Origin of the sequence: Mucilaginibacter sp. SMC90, assembly GCF_022811725.1 — a bacterium.
Taxonomy (GTDB): domain Bacteria; phylum Bacteroidota; class Bacteroidia; order Sphingobacteriales; family Sphingobacteriaceae; genus Mucilaginibacter.
On record NZ_CP094527.1, the window covers coordinates 5,895,266 to 5,922,249 of the forward strand.

General features: G+C 43.5%; 19 protein-coding genes. 6 read left to right on the forward strand and 13 right to left on the reverse strand.

The window, feature by feature from the left end:
- Positions 1-78: 78 nt before the first annotated feature.
- From MTO98_RS24290 to MTO98_RS24315, 6 genes are all read right to left on the reverse strand, one after another.
- Complete coding sequence (locus MTO98_RS24290) at positions 79-1,572, reverse strand: RagB/SusD family nutrient uptake outer membrane protein (RefSeq protein ID WP_243481575.1); 1,494 nt, start codon at positions 1,570-1,572, stop codon at positions 79-81.
- Between the two features lie 44 nt (positions 1,573-1,616).
- Positions 1,617-4,937 (reverse strand): TonB-dependent receptor, encoded by a 3,321-nt coding sequence (locus MTO98_RS24295; RefSeq protein WP_243481576.1) that lies wholly within the window; start codon positions 4,935-4,937, stop codon positions 1,617-1,619.
- Between the two features lie 268 nt (positions 4,938-5,205).
- Positions 5,206-6,363, reverse strand: coding sequence for a FecR family protein (locus tag MTO98_RS24300; RefSeq protein ID WP_243481577.1), 1,158 nt, complete (start codon positions 6,361-6,363; stop codon positions 5,206-5,208).
- A 206-nt stretch (positions 6,364-6,569) separates the two neighbouring features.
- Positions 6,570-7,154: an RNA polymerase sigma-70 factor gene (locus MTO98_RS24305; RefSeq protein ID WP_243481578.1), complete on the reverse strand. Its 585-nt coding sequence runs from the start codon at positions 7,152-7,154 to the stop codon at positions 6,570-6,572.
- Between the two features lie 284 nt (positions 7,155-7,438).
- Complete coding sequence (locus tag MTO98_RS24310) at positions 7,439-8,062, reverse strand: alpha/beta hydrolase (protein WP_243481579.1); 624 nt, start codon at positions 8,060-8,062, stop codon at positions 7,439-7,441.
- A gap of 2 nt (positions 8,063-8,064) precedes the next feature.
- Positions 8,065-9,000 carry a ring-cleaving dioxygenase gene (locus MTO98_RS24315; protein WP_243481580.1) on the reverse strand — a complete coding sequence of 312 codons (936 nt, stop codon included), beginning with the start codon at positions 8,998-9,000 and terminating at the stop codon, positions 8,065-8,067.
- A gap of 370 nt (positions 9,001-9,370) precedes the next feature.
- Here MTO98_RS24315 and MTO98_RS24320 point away from each other — a divergent pair, with 370 nt between their 5' ends.
- Positions 9,371-11,662 (forward strand): family 20 glycosylhydrolase, encoded by a 2,292-nt coding sequence (locus MTO98_RS24320; RefSeq protein WP_243481581.1) that lies wholly within the window; start codon positions 9,371-9,373, stop codon positions 11,660-11,662.
- Positions 11,652-13,220, forward strand: coding sequence for a gluconokinase (locus MTO98_RS24325; protein ID WP_243481582.1), 1,569 nt, complete (start codon positions 11,652-11,654; stop codon positions 13,218-13,220). The genes MTO98_RS24320 and MTO98_RS24325 overlap by 11 nt, the downstream gene beginning before the upstream one ends.
- Before the next feature lie 27 nt (positions 13,221-13,247).
- Here MTO98_RS24325 and MTO98_RS24330 read toward each other — a convergent pair whose 3' ends face one another.
- Complete coding sequence (locus MTO98_RS24330; protein WP_243481583.1) at positions 13,248-13,886, reverse strand: sphingomyelin synthase family protein; 639 nt, start codon at positions 13,884-13,886, stop codon at positions 13,248-13,250.
- Positions 13,887-14,029: 143 nt separating this feature from the next.
- Between MTO98_RS24330 and MTO98_RS24335 the strand changes: the two genes are divergently transcribed.
- The 3 genes from MTO98_RS24335 to MTO98_RS24345 all read left to right on the forward strand — a co-directional run bounded on the left by MTO98_RS24335 (position 14,030) and on the right by MTO98_RS24345 (position 16,086).
- Positions 14,030-14,449 (forward strand): MerC domain-containing protein, encoded by a 420-nt coding sequence (locus MTO98_RS24335; protein WP_243481584.1) that lies wholly within the window; start codon positions 14,030-14,032, stop codon positions 14,447-14,449.
- Positions 14,450-14,833: 384 nt separating this feature from the next.
- Positions 14,834-15,280 carry a Fur family transcriptional regulator gene (locus tag MTO98_RS24340; protein ID WP_243481585.1) on the forward strand — a complete coding sequence of 149 codons (447 nt, stop codon included), beginning with the start codon at positions 14,834-14,836 and terminating at the stop codon, positions 15,278-15,280.
- On the forward strand, positions 15,277-16,086 hold the full coding sequence (locus MTO98_RS24345) for an N-acetylmuramoyl-L-alanine amidase (RefSeq protein WP_243481586.1): 810 nt from the start codon (positions 15,277-15,279) through the stop codon (positions 16,084-16,086). Before MTO98_RS24340 ends, MTO98_RS24345 begins: the two co-directional genes overlap by 4 nt.
- Positions 16,087-16,250: 164 nt before the next feature.
- Here MTO98_RS24345 and MTO98_RS24350 read toward each other — a convergent pair whose 3' ends face one another.
- The 6 genes from MTO98_RS24350 to MTO98_RS24375 form a co-directional block, all read right to left on the reverse strand.
- A complete protein-coding gene (locus tag MTO98_RS24350; protein ID WP_243481587.1) occupies positions 16,251-16,553 on the reverse strand; it encodes a GIY-YIG nuclease family protein in 303 nt (100 codons plus the stop codon).
- A gap of 177 nt (positions 16,554-16,730) precedes the next feature.
- On the reverse strand, positions 16,731-17,525 hold the full coding sequence (locus MTO98_RS24355; protein ID WP_243481588.1) for an FHA domain-containing protein: 795 nt from the start codon (positions 17,523-17,525) through the stop codon (positions 16,731-16,733).
- Positions 17,526-17,550: 25 nt separating this feature from the next.
- On the reverse strand, positions 17,551-21,627 hold the full coding sequence (locus MTO98_RS24360; RefSeq protein WP_243481589.1) for an FtsW/RodA/SpoVE family cell cycle protein: 4,077 nt from the start codon (positions 21,625-21,627) through the stop codon (positions 17,551-17,553).
- Between the two features lie 3 nt (positions 21,628-21,630).
- Positions 21,631-23,058, reverse strand: coding sequence for a PP2C family serine/threonine-protein phosphatase (locus tag MTO98_RS24365; protein WP_243481590.1), 1,428 nt, complete (start codon positions 23,056-23,058; stop codon positions 21,631-21,633).
- A 90-nt stretch (positions 23,059-23,148) separates the two neighbouring features.
- Complete coding sequence (locus tag MTO98_RS24370) at positions 23,149-24,114, reverse strand: hypothetical protein (protein ID WP_243481591.1); 966 nt, start codon at positions 24,112-24,114, stop codon at positions 23,149-23,151.
- A gap of 18 nt (positions 24,115-24,132) precedes the next feature.
- The gene (locus MTO98_RS24375; protein WP_243481592.1) at positions 24,133-25,554 is read right to left on the reverse strand and encodes a serine/threonine-protein kinase; all 1,422 of its coding nucleotides are present in this window, start codon (positions 25,552-25,554) and stop codon (positions 24,133-24,135) included.
- 326 nt (positions 25,555-25,880) lie between these two features.
- Here MTO98_RS24375 and rhaT point away from each other — a divergent pair, with 326 nt between their 5' ends.
- Positions 25,881-26,960, forward strand: coding sequence for an L-rhamnose/proton symporter RhaT (gene rhaT / locus MTO98_RS24380; protein WP_243481593.1), 1,080 nt, complete (start codon positions 25,881-25,883; stop codon positions 26,958-26,960).
- Positions 26,961-26,984 lie beyond the last annotated feature (24 nt).

The following is a 26,984-nucleotide window of genomic DNA, read 5'->3' on the forward strand; positions in this document are numbered from 1 at the left end:
AAATGATGCGTTCATTGCAATATACACTATAAACGTAATATGGCCCGGTAAAAGTTTCAACCGGGCCATGTAACATTATTAATGTTCAAGATTGGCTTCGTTAAGCGGATACTGGAAAAGCAAACGGATGTTATTGTAAGCAGCCGAATTAATTTGCCAAGAGTCGTTTTTATAGGCTCTTTCGCTTGCAGCATGTGCTTTCATAACTTCGGCAGCCTTACCGGTGCGCAGTAAATCAAACCAGCGGTGGTTTTCAAAAGCAAGCTCAACCTGGCGTTCGTGTGCAATGGCTGCACGAAACTCTTCCTGGTTTGAAACATTCAGATCGGCGTTTGAATTGCCCATTGACTTATTTTCCAGCCCGGCACGCTGCCTAACCAGGTTAAGATATCTGAAAGCATCACCACCACCTGCAAAGCCCTGCTCGTTTAAACATTCGGCCAGCATCAGGTAAACATCTGAATAGCGATAAACGGGAAAATTGTTACCTGTGATGTACTGCACAGCCCCAACGCTTTGGTATTTTTTGATGAAAGGCAGGTCGATACCGTACTCATCCGATGTAAAATCGGTTAACGAGGCATCTCTTCTTTTATCTCCTTCTTCGTAAGCATTTACCAGATCCTGTGTTGGGATATTCCAGCCATTTTGCGCCCCATTGGCTATTTCAAAACCTGTTATATCAGAATCGTAATAATCCCATGGAATAAATGTATCCACAAAATCGCTGCCTAAACCATTAGGACCTTCAATATATTGAATTTCAAAAATAGATTCGGGGCCATTTTCTTTATTGATATCAAAGTTATCGGCATAGTTGGCATTTAAACTGTAAACACCCGATGAAATAACCGCCCGCAGCAACGGTATGGCAAGGTCGAATTTCTTTTGGGTCATGTAAACCTCGGCAAGCAGTGTTTCGGCAGCGCCTTTGGTAAGCCGCCCTTTATCGGTCAGTGCCGAATATCTCAATGGCAATTTAGATACAGCTGCCTGGGCATCGGCAATTATCTGCGTATAGATATTTGCAGCAGGCACCCGCTTTGCCACTTTAAAGGCATCGCCAACCGACTCTGTTTCGGTAAGTACCAGCGGCGCATCGCCATACATACGAACGATGTTAAAATAATTAAACGCCCGAAGAAAATACGCCTGCCCTGCAATGGTATCTGCAGATGCCGCATCAACCGTACTTGTGGGGAGCCTTGCCAGTATGATATCGCATCGCTGGATATCGGCATAGGAGGTATTAAAATACGAATCAACAATATCGTTATTGTTCAATTCCCTAAACTCATCAATCTCCTCCTTATCAGTTCCGGAGCGGTCATTAGGATCATACTCATACGAAGTATTATCAGAGCGCATTTCGCCCATGGCCCAAAATGAACCAGTATACAGGCCTTGCAGCGGCGCATACGCCCCGTTGATAGCCTGCTGAAACTGAGCCTTTGTATGATAAAAGTTTTCTTTTGTTTGCTGATCTGTTGGCTGAAGCGATAGGTAATCTTTTTTACAACCAGCCATTCCTATTGTTGCAGCAATAAAAAAAATGTATATGTTTTTTTTCATGTTTTCAGTAGTTAAAGTTTTTTGTGTTACTTACTCTTTAGCATTTAAAAAGTCACATTACATCCAACGGTGTAAATGGCCGATACCGGGTATCCGGTAAAATTAACATTGGGCGACAATGAGCGGTTGCCGTCCTGCCCCTCGATAGCCACCTCGGGATTGCCTCCCTTATAACCGGTTATCAATATGGCATTTTGCGCACTAAAGTAAACCCTCAAGTTTTTGCTGAACTTGGTTTTGAAATTATACCCCAGATCAATATTTTTCACCATCAGGTATGAGTTGCTTTCAACCCAGTATGATGGATAATAATCGCGCGCAAGGTTTGTATTTGACACCGTTGTTGGCAATATGCCCGCTCCCGGCTGCGAAGCCGAACGCCAGCGCTGCATTACCGATTGTTCAACGTTAAATACCCCATCTAAATTGGTAGTATACTGTTTGTACATGTCAAACACATGTCCGCCAACCGAGCCGGCTGATATAACATTCATATCAAAGCCTTTGTAGGAAAAATGATTATTAAAACCAAAGGTAAATTTAGGCCAGGGGTTACCGACAGGTACCTGATCGTTACCATCAATTACACCATCGTTATTAACATCTTTATATCTGATATTACCAGGCTGTTCGCCGTCAAAATGCGGGTATTTATCAAGCTCGGCCTGATTTTGGAAGATACCTTCAAAAATATAACCGTAAAACTGGCCAAGCGGCAAGCCTGCTTTTGTAATACTTGTAGGGTTATCATTAATTGGCGCATCATAAATATGATCGGTTGAACCCAGGCTTAAAACCATGTTACGGTTAAATGACAGGTTAAAATCTGTGCTCCAGTTAAAGCCGCTGCCAACAATATTTTTAGTTGTAACCGTAAACTCCCATCCGCGGTTACGCACATTACCCACGTTAGACAATGCTCCTGAATAGCCTGATGCCGGTGGAATACCGATATATTGCAGCATTCGCTGGGTATAACGGTTATAGTACTCGGCAATGATATATATGCGGCCTTTTAGCAATGAAAGATCCATGCCAATATCAAGCTGTCTTGTAGTTTCCCAGCCAAGCTCCTGGTTTCCGGGGTCGGTAACAGCTGCTCCTGGTACCAAAACCCCGCCGAAGGTATAATTTTCAGGGGTTACAGGCGGAATTGACTCGTAATTACCTACTGCATTATTGCCTGCATGGCCCCAGCTGCCGGTAAATTTAAGCTGATCTATAAAACCTGTTTTGGGAAAAAACGCTTCGTCAGAAACACGCCAGCCGGCAGATACTGATGGGAAAGTACCCCATTGATGTCCCGGCGCAAAGCGAGAAGAACCGTCCCGGCGGATTGAAGCACCCAACAGGTATTTATCTTTGTATGCGTAGTTAACCCTTGCAATTACCGATTGCAACCGCCACACTGCATCACCTGCATCTGCAGTAACAATGGTGGCGTGGTTCATTGATTGTATAACATCATCAGGAAAACCTGTACCATAAGCAAAACGGTAATGAGATTCCTCCTGCTGCACCGAATAATCGGCCAATACTGTAAGGGTGTGATCATTCCAGGTATGTTTATAGGTTATTGAGTTTTCGTTTAACCAGTTAAGGGAATTTGAAGAACTGAAGTTTCCGGTTGCTTTAACCTGCGTTCCATCGCGGTTGGGCTGGTTAAAGGCACCAAGAAATGAGGGACGAAAATAATCACCACTGTTGTTTTGATAATCAATACCGAAGGTTGATTTAATATCAAGGCCTTTTATAACCTCCCAATTAACATAGGTATTTGCCAGTGTGCGGAAATTTTTATACTGGTTGGTTGTATTTATAAGCGCACTTACAGGGTTATTGTTTTGAAACGTTCCCGGCGAGCCGATCACATTTGTGTATGATCCATCAGGTTGCTTTACCGGCACCAGCGGGCTTTCAAGGTAAGCCTGACTTAGCGCAGCGGTAAGGAAATGTCCATCTGTTTGCTGAAGGTTACGAAGGCTGTATGTTGGCGCAACGCTGAGGCCTGCGGTAACATTTTTTGTAATGTCGGCATCCATATTGGCTTTGATAGAGTATCTTCTAAACCCGGTATTGATAACCGTACCACGCTGATCAAAAACCCCTAAAGAAAATAAAGACCTTACTTTGTCGGTACCATTAGCTACGGTTACATCGTAATTTTGCATAGGTGCATTACGGGTCACGGCATCAAACCAATTGGTTCCGGCACCGTATTTAGCCGGGTTTTGGTATTCTGCAGGGATTGGGTTATTTGTTCCGTTAACAGCATTGGCGTCCTGGATAGCTTCCTTGCGCCATTGTGCAAATTCTGTAGCGGTCATCATTTTGAGCTTGCTCTGCGGCAAAATGGTTTGTATACCTGTTGATGTATTTACGGTTACCGAAGATTCGCCTTTCTTAGCCCGCTTTGTAGTAACAAGGATTACACCATTTGAACCACGGGATCCATAAATAGCCGTAGAGGCGGCATCCTTTAAAACGCTTATGCTCTCTATATCATCCGGATTGATCGTGCTTAACGGATTTTGATACTGGTCAAAGCCCGGCGAAATCGGGAAACCATCAATCACATACAGCGGATCATCTCCTGCACCTACCGAACCTGCACCACGTATATTAACTGATACGCCACCACCGGGGGTACCAGTTACCTGGTTTACTGTAACACCGGCCAACTGGCCTGCCAGTTTCAAATCAAGACTTGCCGTCTTGATTTCTTTAACGTTATTCATTTTAACTGATCCAACTGCGCCCGTTACATCCTTACGCTCCTGGTTACCGTAGCCAACAACCACTACCTCTTTTAACTCTTTATTGTCCTCTTCAAGCACCACATTTATAGAGGTGCGTTTATTCACCGGCTCCTCTTTGGTTTGGAAACCGATAAAAGTAAACACAAGCGTACTGTTATCCTCGGCGCTAAGCGTATACTTACCGTCTATTCCGGTTATGGCACCTACAGTAGTACCTTTCACTTTAACGTTAACACCCGGTAAAGGCTGGTTTTTATCATCAACCACTGTACCGCTTATAGTAATAGGAGCCTGTGCGGTTGTGGCCGAGCCATCTTTTCTGTTTACGATGATATTTTTATCATCAATAACATAAGTTAAAGGTTCATCCTTAAAGCATTGCTGCAATGCTTCCTGCAGTGAGGCGTTAGTTAATGACAGATTAACCGGTTTGATTTTTGAAATGTCCTTATACCTGTAAAAAAAATAATAGCCGCTTTGCTTTTCAATCGCTTTAAAAGCTTTATCAATCGTTATCGCCCTCTCATTCAGCGTTATAGATTGTGAAAAGCTTTTAGCGCTTAGCTGCAGGCAGCCGATAGTTAGTAATAAGACGGTTAATCTCATCGTCAAAAACAGTTTTGAATGTGTACCAAAGGCACTAAATACTTTACCAGTAAAGTTTAAATGCATAACTTCGTGATGTTTGGGTTAAAAAATCTGTTATTGAAAATTCAGGAAAGCTTGATCCAATTCATTATGCCGGAAGCGTTGCAGCGCTTCCGGCTTTTCTTTCATTTGGATAAGGGAACTTAGGTTGGAATATTTTGAGGAACTTTTTGTCAGTTTTTCTTCATAGGCTTGGTTTAGCAGTTAAAAATCAGTTGCCTGGTATTTAAGGGGTAACAATTATTTTTTTGTTTTCAATCCTAAAACGCACATGGCTTAACTCAAGAATATGTAATACCTGTGATAGTTTTACATCCCTGCTGATCTTACCTACAAACTCATCATCAGGTATTTTACCTTCGTACATTACTTCGGTACCATACCACCTCGAAAGCTGCTTCATAATATCTTGTATGTTTGCCCGCTCAAAATCAAAGAAGCCATTTTTCCAGGCTACCGCTTCGTCGGTATCAACATCAATAATTTTAATGCCTTTATCATTTATAACACCTTGCTGACCGGGCTTTAACGTGTTACTAACATTGCCCTGCGTTAACCGCACCAACCCCTCAAGCAGGGTGGTTTTAACAGTAGCTTCATCGTTGTAGGCCATGATATTAAAATGTGTACCCAGTACAGCAACATTAATATTTTTCACCTTTACATTAAATGGCTTAGCTTTATTTCTGGCTACTTCAAAATAGCCTTCGCCTGTAAGCTCTACATCACGCTCATTACCTGTAAATGCTGTAGGGAATTTCAAAGATGAAGCTGAATTAAGCCAAACTTTTGACCCATCGGGCAAAACAACCTGATATTGCCCCCCTACAGGAGTGCTGATAGAGTTATAAGCCACAGGCCCGTTTTGCTGATCTTTATCAGCAGAATAAACTACCTGCCCGTCTTTTGTTTTATTGACACTGCCGTTACCTGTTTGGTTCAACAAACCAATTTTAGCCGAATCCAATATCAGCTTAGTGCCATTGGCCAGGGTTAAAATGGCCCTGTTATCGCCTGGATCAACATCATGCTTTACAACCGCCTGGTTTTGGGCCGCCAGTTGCTGCTGTTGATGTTTGTTATACCAATGATAAACAGCAGTGCCGGATACAGTTAACAGTATAACAGCCGCGGCAACATTTCTGAAAAAGTGCAATTTTACAACTTTCGGACTCCTGTTAAATGCCGGCTCAGCTATTGCCTGCCTGATATTGCTTAACATGCGGTCTTCAAGTTCGTGCTTTACACCCAGCACTTGCTCATCCCATTCATCGGCGTCGCCCTGAAAGCTTTCAAAAAAATTCAACAACTGTTCCTTCTCCGCAGCGGTAGTTTGCCCGGCCAGGTATTTATCTATCAGTTGTAAAAATTCTTGCTTTTGCACAAATATGGTTTTGATAGGGAGAGTAAAAAACGAGGGGTATCCCCTACTCCGAAATGAAAAAAAATTAAAATATTTTTTGAAGAGAGCTAAAAGGGTTGTTTTTATACCAGGGAATCAATTTTAGGGGATAAATAAAGAATTATTTTAAAGGCAGTTTTCCCATTCTTTAATGAGTAAGGTACCTTGCCACATAAATCGAGGCACTATTATTTATCTAAAAAGAACATCAGTGCTGCCAAAACAAAAGCAGCACCCAGCGAACCGCGCAATTCCCGAAGAGCTTTAGTCAGGTGATTTTCGACAGTTTTGGTGGAGATATTTAATTGCATTGCAATTTCCTTATGACTAAGGCACTCTTCGCGGCTAAGCTTGTAAACCTCCCGGCATTTTTCGGGCAGGGTATCAATTACCTGGTTTATTTGGAGTAATAGCTCTTTATGCTCAATGCTGTTATGTGTGGCGGGGGTGTGCAGGCGTTCGATGAGATCATCAAAAATTTCGCTTCTTACAGGGGTGCCAATCCGTATTTGCCGGTAAACACCGTAGCGTACAGATGCATACAAATAGGCTTTAAGCGATACATTGATCTCAACTTCGGCCCGGCAATCCCAAAGCTTAATAAATAGTTCCTGTATAATATCCTCACAAGCCTGCCTGTCTTTCAAAATATTATAAGCAGCCTTAAAAAGCGAAGCCCAATATCGCCTGTAAATCATGGTAAGCGCAGTTTCATCATCAGCCTTTAAGCGGCTAATGAGCACCGTATCGCTCATCACAATTTTATCAGACATAGTTTACTAATTAAGCTATCAGAAAAACAAAGGCTAAAATTACTTAAATATTAAGTTATTATATTTAAAAAGTAAAAATAAGCTTAAATTCTGTTTGTTAAGCACTTAGCTCTAAACTAAACATATCAAATATTCATATAAAATAAGCAGGGGATTAATAAAAAATGCATATACAACCTACTGATACAAGGAACAATTATCAGTCTGTTTATCCATTTAAACATAAAAAAGAGCCGCCCCTCCGGGCAGCTCTCCACTCTTAAAACACTCAACTTTGAAAACAATCAATTCTTCAATATTTTATTTGCCAATACTACTTCTTCGTGAGATATGGTATGCTGGCGGCCTTTGTATATTTTAAGCGTTACATCCGCATTCAATTCTTTTAATATTTCAACGCTATCGTTAACCCTGCCTACAGGTACATGCGGATCAGGGTCACCGGTAGTGATCAATATGGGGGTATGGTTAAAATCGCCGTTATAGTTTTTTTCAACCAGCTCCTCGCCTATTAATCCGCCGGTAAAAGCTATGATACCGCCATATTTGCCTGCATTACGGCCGGTATATTCAAGCGTTAAACATGCCCCCTGCGAAAAGCCGAGGAAATAAATATTTTCTTGTGCTATACCCTTTTGTTTGAGATCATCAACCAATTCGCCAATAACTTCAAGAGCCGAATCCAATGCCGGTTGATTGTTCTGAACGGGGGCCATGAAACTATAAGGATACCAGCTATGCTCACTGGCCTGCGGCGCATAAATGGCATAACCCTCAAGTTCAAGATGATCTTTAAGTGAAATTATGCTGTTTGCCGATGCCCCGCGGCCATGCAGCATAATGATAGCTTTTTCGGCCTGTTCGGCGGGAACTCCCGCCGAAACAACCTGTTTTGTGTGCCTGTACATAATTAAACCAATGATGGTAATGTTTTCTCCAATTCGCTGCGCAGGTTTTCATACTGTGCAGGTAATTTTAAGCCGGTACCCAATAACTCGGCTGGTTCATCAACCGCAAAGCCTGGGTTATCGGTTGCTATTTCAAACAAAACACCACCCGGTTCGCGGAAGTATAAAGAGTAGAAATAGTTCCTGTCTATTTTATCGGTGATATGTAAACCCAGGTTAGCTATTTTTTCGCGGTATTCCATCAGCACTTTTTCGTTGGGTACACGGAACGCTACGTGGTGAACAGAACCACCTGCTACATGACCGGCAACTTCTCCCGGTACTTCAACCAAATCTACTATGGCCGCATTTTCAACTGCATCGGTAATAAACCTGTAGCGGTTAACATGCTGCTCCAGCAAACGGTAGCCTAAAACACCGGTTAATATTTTGGCAGTAGCCTCAATTTTATTTGATGTAATAGTAATGCTGTGGAAACCTTTAGTAGCGTTATCAGCAGTTACTTCGGCTGTTTCCCATGGTGTACGGTTATCGGCAGTTTTTGGCACGATAAGCTCAAACTTTAAACCATCAGGATCAAGGAAAGTAAGATACTGTTCGCCAAATTTTTCGGCAGGTTTGTTGTAGATCACGTTGTTATCTTCAAACCTTTTCAACCAAAAATCAAGACTGCCTTCTGGTACCGAATAACCAATTTCAGTTACCTGGCGTGCACCGCGCCTGCCGGTTGCTATACCTTCCCAGGGGAAGAAAGTAAGGATAGAGCCGGGAGTACCATTTCCATCGCCATAATATAAGTGATAAGTACCGGGATCGTCAAAGTTTACAGTCTTTTTAACTAACCTTAAGCCCAATACACGGGTATAAAAATCATAGTTTTTTTTGGCATTACCTGCAATTGCAGTGATGTGGTGTATGCCGTTTATAGTGTTTTCCATTGTTTTCCTTATTTTAAATCTTTTAATACTTGCTGTGTTATTATGATTCAAAATTACGGTCAAAATCGCCGGCGGCACTTGATGTAGGATAAGAAAAACGGGGTGGTATTTTTCTTCATTCGCAAATTAGTACGAACCTGCAAGCTGACAGCAATAATTTTCACACGAATGCTTTTCAAGCCTGCCACAATTAATCTAATTACACGAATCTCAAATTAACCCCAATTAAAAATTCGTGTAATTCGATTAATACGCAAAAATTCGTGTGGAAATTTTTCGCTTTACATTTTAAAAGATTCTCCTGCCTGCAAAGCGATTTCTTTATCCGCCTTTCCTTAAAAAAAGTATATTCGGCTTTACATTTATATTGATGATCAAGCTGTTTACATCCCGCATTTTTTTTAGCTGTATTCTATTATGCCTGTTTATTACTGTTATAGCCAAGGCGCAGGTTAAGGAAGAAGGCATTATCCCTCGTCCGGTTGAAATGATAAAGACAAACGAAGTGTTTACGTTTACTAAATCAATAACCATAGGAACTGGTGCAGGGATTAGCGCAGATAACCTCACGTTTTTTAGTGCCTATTTTAAATCTGTAGCGGGTTATAGTCTCCCGTTAAATCATAATATCAACGCTTCTGTTTACTTAACTATTGATAGTGGAAGTATAACCCAACCCGAGGGATATAAGTTGTTAGTTACAGCAAAACAGATCAAGATTGTTGGTCATGACGAAGCGGGTGTGTTTTACGGTTTGCAATCAATGACTCAATTACTGAAAGCAACCAATGGCAAAGTAACCGTACAAGGCTGCACAGTTACCGACTATCCCCGTTTTGCCTACCGGGGGATGCATTTAGACGTAAGCCGTCACTTTTTTAAACCCGAAGCCATTAAAAAGTGGATAGACCTGCTGGCACTATACAAAATCAATACATTTCACTGGCATCTTACCGACGACCAGGGCTGGCGCATCGAAATAAAAAAATATCCTTTACTGCAAAGTATTTCGGCTTACCGCGATGAAACCATCATCGGCCATAAAAAGGATAGTCCGCATAAGTTTGATGGCCAACGCTATGGCGGCTATTATACCCAGGATGAGGTTAAGGAGATTGTAAAATATGCTACTCAACGCCATATCACCGTAATTCCTGAAATTGAAATGCCCGGCCATGCATTGGCGGCACTGGCTGCTTATCCGCAATTGGGCTGTACCGGCGGGCCATATAAAGCTGCTACCTATTGGGGGATTTTTGATGATGTGTATTGCGCGGGTAACGACGAAACTTTTACCTTTTTACAAAATGTGATGGACGAGGTATTGCCGCTGTTTCCTTCAAAATACATCCATATCGGTGGCGACGAATGCCCTAAAACCAAATGGAAAACCTGCCCCAAATGTCAAAAACGGATCAGGGACGAACATCTGAAAGATGAAAAAGAGCTTCAAAGCTATTTCATCGGCAGGATGGAAAAATACCTGAACAGCAAAGGTCGGCAGATCATAGGCTGGGATGAGATACTGGAAGGCGGACTTACCCCCGGCGCAACCGTAATGAGCTGGACGGGCGAAGAAGGCGGCATAGCTGCCGCCAAACAACACCACGATGCCATCATGACACCCGAAAAGTATGTGTATTTAGATTATTACCAGTCACTTTCCCCAGCCGAGCCATTAGCCGGCGGCGGGTACACCCCACTAAGTAAGGTTTATAATTATGAGCCAATAACTAATGAACTAAGCGGTGATGAAGCAAAATACATTAAAGGTGTACAAGCCAATGCCTGGAGCGAATACATGGCAAGCCCTGCACAGGCCGAGCGGCAGTTATTTCCCCGAATGCTGGCTTTAGCCGAGGTAGCCTGGAGCCCGAAGGAAAATAAAAACTATCCCGACTTTTTAAAACGCCTGCGATACCAACAGCCATTACTCAAAAAGCTAAATATAAATGCAGCCGATGTATTTGACGAGATCACCGATTCAGTAACAGAAACAGCTGATCACCAGGTTGCCTTAAGTTTGCAAACAACATTGCCCGGCAGCAAAATTTATTTTACAAATGATGGTAGTACGCCGGGTTTAAACAGTAAAGCTTACACAGATGCCATTACAATAGCATCCTCAGGCACTATTAAAGCAGCAGTTTTTAGTAGTGGCAAACAGCAGGGCCGTACTTATGAAAAATCATTTAACATTCATAAAGCCATTGGCAAAACGGTGACGTTAAAAAACCACCCGCAGGGCGGCTTTAATCCGGGTAATACCTTTGGTTTGGTGAACGGGATCTTCGGCAGTAAGCTTTATAATGATGGGCAATGGTACGGTTTCAGCGGCGATGATTTGGAGGCAGTAGTTGACCTCGGCTCGGCGCAAAGCGTATCGCAATTAGGCATCAACATATTAAAATACCACTGGCAAAAAATGTGGGAACCAACATTGCTTACCTTTGAGGTGTCAACAGATGGAAGCAATTATACCGAAGTTTACCGCCAAACTGACTTCCCGGATAATGGCATCAACGCGGTAAGGGCAAACATCAAAACACAACAGGCCAGGTATATCAGGGTAAAGGCAACTAACAAGGGTATTATCCCACCCGGAGAGTATATTCCGGGCGCAAAAGCATGGATGATGGTGGATGAGATAGTTGTTAACTAATACCCTGAAGCAGCCTGAAGACAATCCCGGTTCTGTTTACTATTTTGGCATCAAATACATCACTATGCAGGCATATATTTTAGGCATTGATATAGGCACCGGCAGTACCAAAGCCGTGGCTGTTAGTTTAACGGGCGAAGTGCTGGGTACGGTATCCAATCATTATCCTATTAACAGCCCCGAACCAGGTTACAGCGAACAGGACCCTTTATTAATATGGGATGCTTTTGTAAAATGCCTTGCCGGTGTTACGCTCAAGTTGGGTTTGCCTCCGCAAGCTGTGAGTTTGAGCAGTGCCATGCACAGTATTATTCCGGTTGATAAAAATGGAGAAGCGTTGCTGCCTATGATGACCTGGGCCGATTCCCGGAGCGAGAACATTGCGCAGGCCTTGCGTGCAACAGAAAAAGGCGCATCGTTATATCATAACTGCGGTACTGCTATCCACGCCATGTCGCCGTTAAATAAACTTTTGTGGCTTCGTGGTAATAAGATAGAGGTTTTTGAAGCTGCGCATAAATTTATTTCGATAAAGGAGTTTATCTGGTTCAGGCTTTTTGGCTTTTTTGAGGTTGATTATTCTATTGCCTCGGCAACCGGGTTGTTTGATATTGTTAAAAAAGAATGGAATCAAGAGGCGCTTGCATTAACCGGTATTACTCCTGCAAAACTATCCGCACCGGTTAATACTACTTATTACCGGAGCAATATCAACCCTGAAGTTGTTGCATTAACAGGAGTATACGCCAATACCCCGGTTGTGGCTGGGGCAAGTGACGGGGCCTGCGCCAATTTAGGCAGCCATACTACCGGCCCTGATGTGGCTGCACTTACCATTGGTACCAGCGGTGCCGTACGGATCACGAGCCCGAAGCCGGTATATAACTATGACGCTATGATCTTCAATTACCTGCTTGATGAACAGACTTATGTTTGCGGCGGGGCGGTGAATAATGGTGGCATAGCGGTTAACTGGCTGCTTAAAAACTTTTTACAAAAGGACAACCTTACTGCTGCAGACTATGATGCTTTATTTAATGAGATAGCAAGTGTGCCTGCCGGAAGCAACGGATTAATATTTTTGCCTTACCTGTATGGCGAACGTGCCCCGCTTTGGGATACCAAAACCAGCGGTTCATTTTTCAATATCAAGCCTGCACATACCCGTTCGCACTTTTTACGTGCAGGGCTTGAGGGCATCTGCTTTGCGCTGAACGATGTGCTTAAAACACTGGAAGATGCATCGGGCGGGATCAGGCAGGTAAATATCAGCGGTGGTTTTACCAGTTCGGCAGTGTGGACACAAACCCTGGCGGATATCACCGGGAAAAGGCTTGCAGTACTTCAGTCTGAAGATTCATCAGCGCTGGGCGCTATTTACCTTGCTGCCCGGGTACTGCATCCCGAAAGTTATGATGCACTCACACGGGTTGAACAACAGGAATTTATCGAACCAAATGCCAAAAACCATGAGGTTTACAACAGGATGTTCCCGGTGTTTAAAAAGCTTTATAGCGATTTAAAAGAGAGTATGCATTTGGTAAATGGGTGGGAGTGAAAATCAATGACAATAGATAAATAATGCTCATTCCAACTCCAACCATTTCGCCAGTCGCCAGCAGCCATATACAATAACTGGTGCCGCCAATACATCAATGGTATAGTGAATATGTTGTATCAGCAGCAATACCACCAATACTAAGGCACAAATCAAAGCGATAATTTTATCGGTACGTTTTTGCAGGTGCAGGTATACTAACACCATAGTTGCAGTATGTCCCGAAAAAAATAAGTCTTTGGTGATAAACGTATGCCCGTAAAAAACGCTGGTGCTTGGATCAATAAGCGGCACAAGCCCAACCGGCGGATTAAGTTTTACCAAACTTATAGTAACAAACCGGGCTATACAAACAAAATTTAATGTCCAGATGTAGCTGATGCACACTTTGGGATTATATAATCCCCGCCACATCATGAGCAGGCCCATACTCCAGATGAGTATAAAGATCGGGACCGATAGATCATAAGATGGCAGATGGGCTAATACCCAATCATGCAATACAACACCATCTGTGCGGCGTTCAATGTGCTTGAAAAATGACGGTAACAGGTTTATGATGATAACTATGACAATAGTGGCGCTCAATAACTTAAGCCTGCTGGCCCTCGTATTGTAAGCGTTTTGCCAAAGCTGTTTTATATGATAAATGGGGTCTAAATTCAAACTGTATTTAAATATAAGGTCGCAAAAATACAGTTTGTTGATTAATATTAAGTAATTGTCAGGTGTTTGTTAATTTAATAGGCATGAATAATGTTATGCGAATAAATGCAATTATGTTGCATTAACTTATTTATATTTGCATCATGGATTTTCAAAAGCTTTCTCCCCGGCTGGATAATATTGGTATAACCGCATCAACCCTTTGTGCTATCCATTGTGCAGTAGTGCCTTTATTATTTACCAGTTTGCCGCTGGTTGGTCTTGGGTTTTTAGCCAACGCCTGGGTTGAATGGGGGATGATCATTTTTGCGTTAGTTATAGGTGTATACGCTATCGGCCTATCTTACAGGCGGACCCACCATCGTGCCCTGCCATTAATTATGCTTGTATTAGGTTTTACTATCATCATGGGGGGGCATACATTCGCGGCAAATGGGAAAGCTGAGGCTATGATAGTTCCATTTGGAGGTTTGCTGATAGCTGCGGCCCACTATATAAATTATAAGTATACAGGTGCCTGCCGGCATGATCATAAAACGTATAAACTTAAAAAGGTTGAATAATGAATAAGCGCCACAGGAATTTTTTTTACGCATTTTTACTGTTCAACTGTTTTTTAAGCCCGGCTTGTAATCATGAAAAGCATAATCATGTTCACACTGTGCGGCATAATATTGTCAAAGCGCATAATTGACTCACCCGGTCTGCGCTTTGCTATATCACCCTCTCTTCGGCTTCGCCGTAAAGTGGGTAGGGAAATAGTAAAATAAAATCCCCTCTTTGCGCAGCACAGAAGGGTGACGGGCATGGCGAAGTCGGGGCGAGGAGATACATTGCACTTATAATAACGATATAAAAAATACCGTTATAAAAGCCGGCAACTAATAGCGCATATTATACGTACCATTATTAAATTAGCGGCCTTATAAATATTACCTGATTAATACATGACACAAACCCGGGATATACATCAGTTTGAGCACCTGCTTGATAAGCATCACCTGAAAAAAACTGCGCCGAGGCTTCGCGTTTTATCAATGATGTCGTCAAGACATGCGGCTACCTCGCAGCCCGATCTGGAGAGCCTGATGCATGATATTGACAGGGTTACCCTTTACCGGATCCTCAATGCTTTTGAAGAAAAAGGCATCATTCATAAAGTATTTGATCTTAACGGTACCGCAAATTATGCGCTATGTTCATCAAACTGCGATGAGCATGACCATCATGATGAACACCTGCATTTTAATTGTACCCAATGCAAAAATGTATACTGCCTTAATGATATGAACCTTCCTGCTATCAATCTTCCTGCAGGTTTTGAGCCGCATGGCTTTACCTTGTATGCCCAGGGCCTATGCCCTAAATGCAGTAAAAAGGCGGTGAAGAAATGAAATGTATCGCTTTCTTCGGGATGATTGTCCTGCTATTCTGGTTTCAAAGTTCATTCGCGCAGCAAAAAGATACCATACCGGCTGTTACTACCTTTAAGTTTAAAACAGTTATTATCGATGCCGGGCATGGCGGTAAAGATGCGGGCGCGCGTGGATCACATTCATTTGAAAAAAATGTAACGCTATCAATAGCCCTGAAACTTAAGGCTGCACTTGATACAGCCATTACAGATGTTAAATCTATCCTTACCCGTACAGATGATACTTTTATTCCACTGAACCAACGGTCGGCTATTGCCAATCAAAATCATGGTAACCTGTTTATATCAATTCACTGCAACTCGTCGCCCGAGGGTACCGCTGCACGTGCGCACAAGCAAAAAGGTGTGCTGATGCTGGTATACGGCTTTCACCGCCTTAAGGAACAGGAGGAGGCCGTGCGTGAAAATGCCTCGATTTTTCAGGAGAAGGATTATAAGCAAAACTATGAGAGTTATGACGAAAGTGATCCTTCAAACCTGATTGTACTGAATGCTTACATTCAAAAATACCGTAAGCAAAGCATCCGTTTTGGCGATTTGGTTGACGATGAGTTCACCGGCGTAGATGGCCGTGAAAGTAACGGTGTTAAGGAACAGGGCGTATTGGTACTGGCCCATAGCGCTATGCCGGCCGTGCTAATAGAAACCGGTTTTATCAATAATCCGGAAGAGGAAGAATACCTGAACTCAGACGAAGGGCAGCACGAAATTGTAATGTCGATCATCAGGGCAGTAAGGAATTACAGAAAGGCGATAGGGGCGTAATAAAGCTATTGTACCCTCCTTATTGTCATTTCGAAGGAGCAGGGTATAGCCAAGAGCGTGGGGGCGAAAGAGAAATCTTATACGCCTTGCAAATTCAACCTGCATAGTTCACTTGTATGCTTTATAAGATTTCTCCCTATGGTCGAAATGACATCGTGTTTTTATTATCCGATAACACTATCATTTAAAAATTTCCAGCCAGGATTAGTTGTCTCTATTAACGCGTTCTTCTTTTCTCTACGCCATTTTTTTATTTCTTTCTCTCTGGCAATAGCATGTTCAATGTGGGTAAAGTGTTCGTAATAAACTAAATGATAACAATAGTATTTACCTGTGAATGATTTGTTAGTACCCCTATTTTCGAGATGTTGCAGAACACGTACGCTTATGTCGTTTGTTACTCCTATGTATAGTACAGTTTTACCGGGATTGGTAGTGATATAAACGTAATAATTGTGATTCCACATGTTTTTAAATGTAGATATTTCTAATCAAAAGAAAATTGCCATTTCTGAACGAGGTACTTAGAGAAATCTTATACAACAAATAAGCGGTCCATGCTGATCAAATTTGCAGGGCGTATAAGATTTCTCTTTCGCTCCTATGCTCATTTCCCCTCCCGCTCAGTCGAAATGACAACAAGGTTATGGATTCGCCACCGTACTATATAAAAACACCGCCGATTCCCCCAATATCACCTGGTCGCCTTCATTTAACGGGTGACCTATCTGGGTGGAATTAAGTTTGATCATTTTGCCATCGGCTGCTATATGGATCTTGGTTTTGTTGCGAGGGGGGACACCGCCTTCATCGGCAAAGATCATGAAGCGTTCACTTTCGGCATCCCATTCAATATGGGCGTGCTGTCTGCTGATGTATTTATTACTGTCATCCCTGCTTTCTCCCGGAAAAACCAGCTGGTTAAGTCTGAATGAACCATTTTCGGTAACCGCCTTTTTATCCCTGCCGATATTGAGCTTAGGGTCGGTAGCTTTGATCAGGTATTCTTCTTTTTCAGCCTCTCCGCTCAGAATCCGTAAATAGGCTGTGAATGAAGCTGCGTTATGGGCAACCTGCTTGCGGGTGTTCATAACGAAGGCTACATCAAGGTCATGCATCCTTCTGGCATCTGCCGGAAACTGCTCCGTAAATTCAACATCAAGTGTCCAATCCGGAGGTAAATTGATAGCAAAATCGTCGGCTATTTTTTGAACCTCATTTTTGAATAGCTGTTTATCGTGCACATAAACGGCTCCTTCGTAGATAGACTTGTCATCAGCATCAGAAGCTATAAAAAGTTTCAACTCTTTGATGTGGCCGCCTTCGCCGCCCTCTATCTTTTGCAACGATTCTTTTATGAAACGCAATATAGCTTCACGTAAACTTTTAACATCCCAGGGTTGCTTTTCGCCGCTTCTTTTAAATAAACTAAATGCCATTTGCTCTTTCCTTTCTGCTTAAACACTATTCTTCGGTAGTGGTTTCCGTTTCCATGCTTTTAATATAGCCCTTCTTTAACAGGAACGGGATCACGTGGTTCCCGGCCAGGTGTACCGCGTCAGATGATCCACGGGTCGACTCAACCCGGATACATGTCACTATATAACCACTGCCCTTTTCTTTTGGTGCAAAGAAAACATACCAGCCGTCGTTAACGCTCTGGTTCCTGACAATACGTTCAGGCGTACCTGTTTTACCGGCTACCTTGATACCTAATATAGGGGTTTTAGGCGCACTTTGCTCAATCATGTATTGTTTTAATAAGGCCGCGTAGCGAGGATCATCGGCCAGTTTAATACCACTTTTTACGGCCACCGTCGAGTCGGCAATTTTTAGTGCATACCTGTTAGGCATCAATACACCACTATTGGCTACGCCGGATACCAGCCTTGCCACAGCCGCCGGGGTAGCAATCAGTTCGCCCTGTCCCCAGGCCATGCCCGATATACCTTTAGCCCGCGTTTTGTGGATATTATTAGGATCGTACCTCGGTTTGGTATTAAACTCGGTTTTACGCCATAGGGCGCGCCACTTATCTTCCTGGGTAACATTCAATACCGGTTTATTATAATAATAACCACCTACGCCGTGTAAAAACATACCTGTTTTAAGATACAGTGTGGCCATGTACTCTTCAAGATGTTCCTGGTTAGCCAGCTTAATAAAATATACGTTGTTTGATTTGGCAATGGCCCGTTCCATGCTGATCATGCCGGTTTCGTCCGGTTCGATACCTTTGGTACGGATCCGCTCTTCAGTACTTACATGATATTGTACTTCGGCGGCAGCTATCCCCAACTTATTAAATGCCGACATCGCTGTTAAAACCTTGGCAGTTGAGCCCGGCTGACTGGCATAGGTAAAGCCCAGATCGGTAGTAGTTAGCCAGGTGGCGAGTTTATTTTGATCGGCCAGCGGCATGGTAAGCTGATCCCAGTTATGAACAGGCGGCAGCGGATATTGCGCAGAGGTAAGCACATCGCCGGTATTGGATTCAACAATCACTACCGACACCCGGTTATCATACAGCGAGGTATCAGATGCGATGGATTGCTGGATGCTTGTTTGCAGATCGGCATCCATAGTGAGTTTTACATCGCGGTTTTTGTTTTTAAATGCATTTACTTCCGGGCCGTTGATATCGCTGATGAGCAGGTTGGCTAATGCGCTGTAATCCTTTTTTGCTACGGTCATTTCCTTCATGCCGCGGGGCAAAAACCTGTCTTCCTGGTAACGTGATGCTTTTACGTTGTAATTGGTGATAGGCATATGAAACCCGCGGAGCTCGGCGGCGTGCTCATATTCGGCGAAGTAACCGTTCGTGCTACCGTTAAATACGCCCGTGTTCTGATCGCCCGTCCAGAAAAACATTTGTTCTTCAAAAGGGTAAAACCTGTCCAAACGTTTGTGCATGGCCGAATCCAAATCGTAATGCAGCATGCCCGAGGCACTTAATTTATTCTTTTGTTTTTCGATAAGTTCAGGTTTGCTGGTAGCCAGGATAAGTCCATTACGGTCATAGATAGTACCGGCCTGCAACTTATTCATCAATATGGCTATCCGCGGATTGTAGCTAAACATGCGCAAACCGCTTTTATCGGCAACCAAAGCCGGTTTTACAACCCATTGTTTATTATCTGTAGTGTAGCGGGATACATTGACCACCAGCAATACAACGCCAGCCAATGCAGCTGCCAAAGCAGGCACCAGGTTTTTATCCTGTTGTTTGGTGATGTAATCCATTTGTACTGCTGTACCCCTTACCGATGATACCGACAACAGGAAGCCCGCCGCCAATAGGTTGATCACCAATGACGAACCGCCGTAACTTTCAAAAGGCAGGGAAACCCCCGATAACGGCAATGCCCCGATGGAGCCGCCCGCTATCAGTAGAAACTGCACGAAGGTACATACGCCTATACCGGCGCTGAGATAAAACAGTAACGGCATCCCCGTTTGCCTGCCGATAATGATTGATCGATGCAGGTACAGCAAAAACAGGATGAACACCGCGGCCATACCAGCCCAGCCAAATTCTTCGCCGATGGATGGCAGGATCATATCGGTATGGGCTTCGGGGATGGTTTTTGCAAAACCTTGTCCTACGCCTTGTCCGCTTAAGCCTCCGCTGGCCATAGCCCAGAGGCCGTTAGCTACCTGGTCGCCACCGTAAACTTCGTTGTTCCAGGCATCCTGCCAGATGGCCTTACGTTCCACCAAACGCTCAACCGGACCGGGAATAATTTTATCAAGGCCGGGAATTTTATCGATGGTTAAAAACGCGGTGATCACTACCAAAGCCATAATGGCCGATTCGCTCAGCCTCCTGCGCCTGAAAAACACCACGCCTCCGAGCGAAAAGAAGGTAATACCTGCGCTGAGCCAGATATTATCAAAGAACCAGGTAGTGAGTACAAATAGTACAACGAAACCTGCCATGTACAGGAAATCGCCCCGCGAAAACGAGAACAGGATGATGAATGTAAAACAGATCACCATAGCCGGGCCTAAATCGCCCAAAACCAAGAATAATAATAAGGTGATTACAGTGGCTATAAGCGCGAATGAAAAGAACGACCAGCGCTTGCTCCAGCTGGCGTACTGACTGATAAATTTTTCGTTCGTAGCAAAAAATCCCGCCAGGAAAATAACGATGAGATATTTAACAATTTCACTTGGCTGAAAACCCAGCAGGTTTACTTTAACACCGCTGCCTTCCGGACCGGTTCCAAACAAAATGGTAGAGAAAAGGATGGCCATGGCTACAATAGCCCAGGGCCAGCCGTTGGCTGCAGTCCGGCTCCATTTAAAAATAAGCAAACGGTAAAAGCCCGAATCAGGATTAAGCTTACGCAGGTTAAACAGTTGGATAATACAGATGCCGGCTATCCCGATGCCCAAATAAATAAGTGTATCCTTTGCCAAAAACCTGTCACGCAACGGGTCCTGCAAGCTTAAAAGAGTAAGAAGCGAGATGCCGGTAAGCATCATGATGAGCGGCAAAATGATCTGATCGGCGTTGGGGTACCTGGCGCTGAGCAACAGGTGTACAATGATAAAACCGGCAAAAAAGCAAACGGCTATGATCCAGTACCACATATTAAACTCGTCCTGGTAACGCACAATAAAAGCGCCTTCCTTTTTCAGGATATTAAAATCGCGGGTGGAGAGCAGCTTGATACTATGCGGAGCCTGGTTAAATTTAAATGTTACGTCTTTATCCAGTTCATCAATACCCTGCGAGCGGCCAAACTCAAAACCCGGCTGCATGGGCAATACCGAAAATGCTTTACCTGTTGGCAGCTTGGCAAATACAAAACGCCCTTCGGCATCTGTACGGGCAAAAGCGGTTAATGATTGCAGTACTTTCTTTTTCTGATCATTAAGTACGTAAAGCTTTTTGTAGGCCGATCCATTTTCTGAGTATGAGGTTTTTGCTCCTGTTTCCTCATCGCTGAAAATACTATCGCGGGGTAATATCATGGTCAGCTTTACCAGTACACCGGGTATAGGTTCGCCTTTATGAGCTATCGTTCCTTTGATGCTGTATTCACCGAGGTTAAGATCTGTTTGAGCGCCTAAAGCAGGCGGATTTTTCAATTCCTGCTCAAAGCGGGTTGAATCATCGCCGGTATAACCTAATAGCGTGCGGGAGGTAAGCACGCGTTTCTTAAAAGTTTCGCCGCCTTTTTCAAAAGCCTCATCGGCATTTACGTAGTATTTGCGTTTATTGAGTTCGCCTGTGTTATCAACCAGCTCGCCGGCCGCTTTACGCGATGCAATTACCGATTCAATGTAATCCACATCCCGCGGGTCATCAAAATAATAGCCTTTTTTAAGTAAGGCCTTTACGTTTTGAGCTGTATTGGGCGAGTTAAGGTTTACAATGGTACCGTCTTTCAGGCGTTTATCAACATCAGTAAACTTAAGCTGTAATACACTGTATAGCCTTACAAATAAAACGGCCAGCAATATGCCTGTAAGCAACAGGAACAGCCGTTCCATTCTCCTGCCGGGTACTTTTGGATTTTCCTGGGCCATTTATCAGTGGGTAGCTTTAACGGGAACAGAATCGGTTTTGAACATACTGCCAAACAACCTGCCCGAAATGTATTTTTTATTAGGGAACAGGTACGATGCCTGCACCGGCGTTAAACAGTTATTGAACTGCACGTTTTTCAACACCAAGGCATCGTTGTGCGTAACGATAGCTGTAGGGAAACCATCAAAGGCTACACTATCCAATACCACATATTTACAGTTAGCAGCCAGCGCAATGGCCGGCCCCGAGTAGGTGGAATCTTTTTTAAATACGATAGCGCCTTTTGTTTTAATGTAGAGGCTGTCCTTATTGATATGCAGCGTATCACTTAACACAATAGACTGCTGAAAATCAGCCGCCGAAAGCAATAGTGTATGACCTTTTAGTTTGTTGATGGTATCTTGAAGTTTTAACTCGGCAGTGTTTTTGATATGCTGAACTGCCAGCGTATCCGTTTTTTTAGGTACGGCAGCCTGATCGGCATTCTTTTTAAATTGCCAGATAAATCCGCCTAAAAAAATAAAGCACAGCAGGGTGAGTATAGCTACCGTACCACCGTTGCCTTTTGTTTTCACCACAGGTTCCGGCTCCTTCTGCGTTTTTACCGGGGCCGGTATTATCTCAGGTTGTTCAGGTATTTTTACAGCGACCGCCGGTTTGGTAGCGCTATGCTGTTTACGTTCCTTGTCATTATGCACCAAAACCACGGTCACGTTATCCTTACCGCCGCGGCTGTTGGCCGCATCAATCAGCCTTTTCCCTTTTTGCGGCAGGTTATCGCTGCTGGTAAGGATCTCGGTAATCTTACCTTTATCAACCAAGTCGGTAAGGCCATCGCTGCACAGCAACAGGATATCGCCCGGCAAAAAGGGCGAACTACCTGTTTCCACAAAATCAGGATCTTTGCTGATCTGCCCTGCAAAACCAAGCGCTTTATTGATCTCGTTCCGCTTCGGGTGATCCATGGCTGCCTCTTCAGTCAACCTGCCCGAATCTTCCAGGAAGCCCACAAAGGAATGGTCTTTTGAAATCTTGATGAGCGAATAATCGCGCAACAGGTACAAACGGGTATCCCCTACGTGGGCATAGTAAAACTTATTGTTGATCACATCCACCACGGCCAGTGTAAGCACACAGGCCATGTTTTCAAGATCTTTGTTCTGTACTTTTTCCTCGTAAATACGTTGATTGGCAATAGTGAACGTATTTACCAGCAGCGGTATAATATCGCCTGCAATAAATTGCAATTGCTCCAGGATGGTAGCGCGGGCAATTTCGGCAGCAATTTCGCCGCCGGCGTAGCCGCCAACCCCATCAACCACACAGGCTATGATAAAATTACCATCGCCTGATTTTTCGGCAATAAAGGCATCTTCATTGTTTTGCCTTTGTTTACCGGTATCTGTTATCCCGAAAAAATTATTTGCCATGGTTTTAACTGGATTTTTTTATGTCGATAAAATGAGCTACCAATAACAGCACACATACAGCCAGCAGCCCTATTGATAATATTTGTGACATTATGGTTCGGGTTTAAATATGTTGATACCTACTATGCCATTGAGCAAGATCCTGGAGTTGAACGGCAGCTCAACCCATTGCGGCGAGTTTACATCGCTTCCGGCTACTTCCAGTTCATTGATCAGGGTACGCTCGCCAAACGATGCAAGGTAAAACTTGCCATCGGCCTTGTTTAGCCTAATGCGCAGGTGAGGGGTATTTACCCACTCCGATGGTACTTTAAACACCGCCTGCTCCTCCCTTTCCTCATCATTGCCCGATACTACAATATCATCATCCTTGATCAGATACTCTACCTTGCGGCCTACAAATTGCTTATCGGGCATGATGGTTTCCAGGCGGGCAAGTACTTTAGTGCCGGGTTTGGCCACGTCCTTTTCGTTATAATGAAGGTCGTTAGCATAAGGCAGTTCATAATAACCCTCGCTGTAATAAGTAAAGCCTTTTAAAACTTCGTTACTGATATCCAGCGTTTGGGCAACACCTGTTTGGCGCGGAATAAAGGTAACCCGCAGGTTCTCTTCCTTTTTGTTACTTGTACCGGGCAGCAATTTGCCTATAAAACCTTTATCGCCCCGTTTATAATCGGGGTGCGATACCAGCCTGAATACCCATTTAGAGCTTGAAGGTTCCACCTTTTTGCCTACTTCCTGGTGTTCGCGCAGCAACTCGTAAAACTTTTTTACCGATTCATTAACGATAATACCGAATAACCCCGAACGGTTATTCACAAAATCCTGGTAATCTTCCTCGTTAAAGCTGATGATAAACTCGTGGTAAAAAACTATCCTGTCGGCAAAGGAAAGCTGTTTGATCGACTCTTTGAATTTTTCGATGATGTACATATACACATCATCGGGTGTGAGCGCTTTTATTTTTACAGCCTCAGCATTCACCGGTTTACCATTGGGTAAAAACCAGTCCTGAAGGCCAATCCGTTTCCAAAATGTTGATTTAGGTTCCATTTCGTATCTGCTAAATCATTAAAAGTTTAAGTTAGAAGTATCCGCTTTTTTCACGCTGTCACGGTAAAACTGGGTGTCTTCTTTTTGTTGTTTTGCACGTTGTATGTTTCGCAATATCGAATCGGCTGTTGAATCAACTTCTGGCGGGATATTGCTTTCGTCCCTGAAATCACTGGGCTTGGTTTCAACAGAGTCTTTTTTTGCAGGCAGAATTACCTTTGTAGCGGCAGTATCAGCGGGCTTTTTTGACGGTTTAAACAGCCTGTTCACCACGCCATGATAAATGCGACCGCCAAACTTATCCATCACCACTGCCGAAAACACCGTAAAGCCGCAAAGCAATATCAGGAACATAACAAAGACAGGCTTTGACATGCGTACTGCCTTGGGATCAACAGGAGCGCTATTAACAACCTCTACTGGTTGTTTATTTTCGTTTTCCTGATAGTACAACACCAGCCCCTGCAGACGTTCGTTTTCTTTTAATAAAACTTCGGTATTCCATGATTCATCAGGATGCGTCGGGCTGATAGCACCAATGCTGCCCTGCATTAAAGCTTCCTGCAGTTCGATACCGTTGGCATACCGGTTATTAATATCTTTTTGCAAACACCTGGCAACCACCTTCAATAACCAGGCGGGAACCTGCATTTGCATTTCCCTTTGCTCTTCCGGCCAGCTTTCGGGCAGGTTTTTGCGGCGCAGCTCCATTACATCCGGAATTTCCGATTCCATATGGGCCAGCATTACCGCATTGCGGGCAGTTTCGCCGTTATCTTTTAACGGGAAGGGAACCTGTCCGCCAATTAATTCATACAGGATGATGCCGTAGCTGTATACATCCGTTTGGAAATACATCAAGCCCTCGTTTTGCTCGGGGGCCATAAATTCAATAGCCCCGGCATGGCGGATACTGGTACGGCGCTGATCATCAGACATGGCCGAAAGACCAAAATCAAGCAGTACATAGTTGCCTGTGTGTACGTTGAATTTTACATTATTGCTCTTGATATCGCCATGCTTCACCGACACTTTGTGACAGTGCGATAAAGCATTTGCCAGCTGATCGGCCAGTTTGATGACCTCTTTAATGCTGAAAATGGCCTCGTGAGGCGGTTTCAGCAGGTCTTCCAGATCCGGGCCATCAATATATTCCATTTCGATAAACGGGAACGAGCCACTTTCGGTAATACCCGAATTAAGGATCTTAACCACATTGGGGTTAGGTTCTTCGTTTACCTTTTTTAGTTTTTCGACCTCGTTCTGGAAGTTGCGAAAATTTTTATCGTCGGTGCTTTCGGTGTGAATAGGTGTGGGCAGGAGTTTTACCGCTGTGATAATTGGCCCATAACGCCGGCCTTTATAAACAGAGCCCTGACCGCCCGTTCGTAAAGCCCCCATGTTTTCCAAACCTTCGGTAATAGTAAATACTTTGCTCATTGAGTTATACTTGGGGAATCAGTATTAGTGACAAATATTAAAAACTTTTTACTCAACATAACGCAGGCATTAGTGTTTGGTATAAAAATATAAAAAAAAACACCGTTGATTCATTTGATTACGCTGATTTTAATGATTACCTGTATTTCTCTGAATTGATTTTTTTTGAATTAAGGAATTTAAAGAATGCTTAACAAATTCGATAAGTTCTTTAGCTCGTTTAATTCGAGTTTCAGACAATCAACGGTCACATCCATGACAGCAAAGGACAGTTCCATATTATATAATATCTACATTAGCCTTACCAATATAAACTAATTAAGCGTATGCAAATAATTTTAGGGGTCATCTTCCATTTCGTCGGTGGCTTTGCTTCGGGGAGCTTTTACATCCCCTACAAAAAAATAAAAGGATGGGCCTGGGAAAGCTACTGGATAGTAGGCGGCATTTTTTCATGGTTCATTGTGCCACCACTGGCAGCTTGGCTAACAGTTCCGGGCTTTGCCGATATTATAAGGCATACGGATACAGCCACCTTAGGGTGGACATACGTTATGGGCTTATTATGGGGCATCGGTGGCCTGACATACGGCTTGGGCGTACGTTACTTAGGGGTATCCTTAGGCAGTACCATTATACTTGGTCTTTGCTCCGTTTTTGGGTCGATAATCCCATCGGTGTATTATGATTTTTTTCCGAAAGAAGGGAAAGACACCTTTACGCTGATGCTGCACACCCAATGGGGACAGATGGTTTTATTAGGCATTTTGCTTTGCGTTGTGGGCATTATCATATGCGGTAAAGCGGGCATGATCAAGGAGAAAGAACTCTCGGCCGATAAAACCATAGCACAGGAAAACAAAGACTACCGCTTTGGTTTGGGTATAGTAGTGGCTGTGGTATCGGGAATCTTAAGTGCTTGTTTCAACTTCGGTATCGAAGCTGGGAAAAGCATGGCTGATACTGCTAACCAGGTATGGCAGGCAGCACATCCGGGACAAGGTAACTTCCTGTATTCAAACAATGTAACCTATATTATCATACTGTGGGGCGGCTTAACCACTAACTTTATATGGTGTATGGTGCTAAACGCCCGCAATAAAACGTTTGATAATTATACCGACAAAAAAACACCCCTGCTTAAAAACTATTTGTTTGCTGCGCTGGCCGGTACAACCTGGTTTTTACAGTTCTTTTTTTACGGTATGGGCGAAAGCAAACTGGGCAATGGTGCCAGCTCATGGATCCTGCACATGGCCTTCATTATCCTGATAGCCAACACATGGGGCCTGGTACTTAAAGAGTGGAAAGGCGTAAGTAAAAAAGCATTCGCAACGGTAATAGCCGGTATAGCAGTTATTGTATTATCGGTACTGGTTGTAGGCTATGGAAATTCAATTAAATAATAAAAAAATAAAATTCACTAAGTC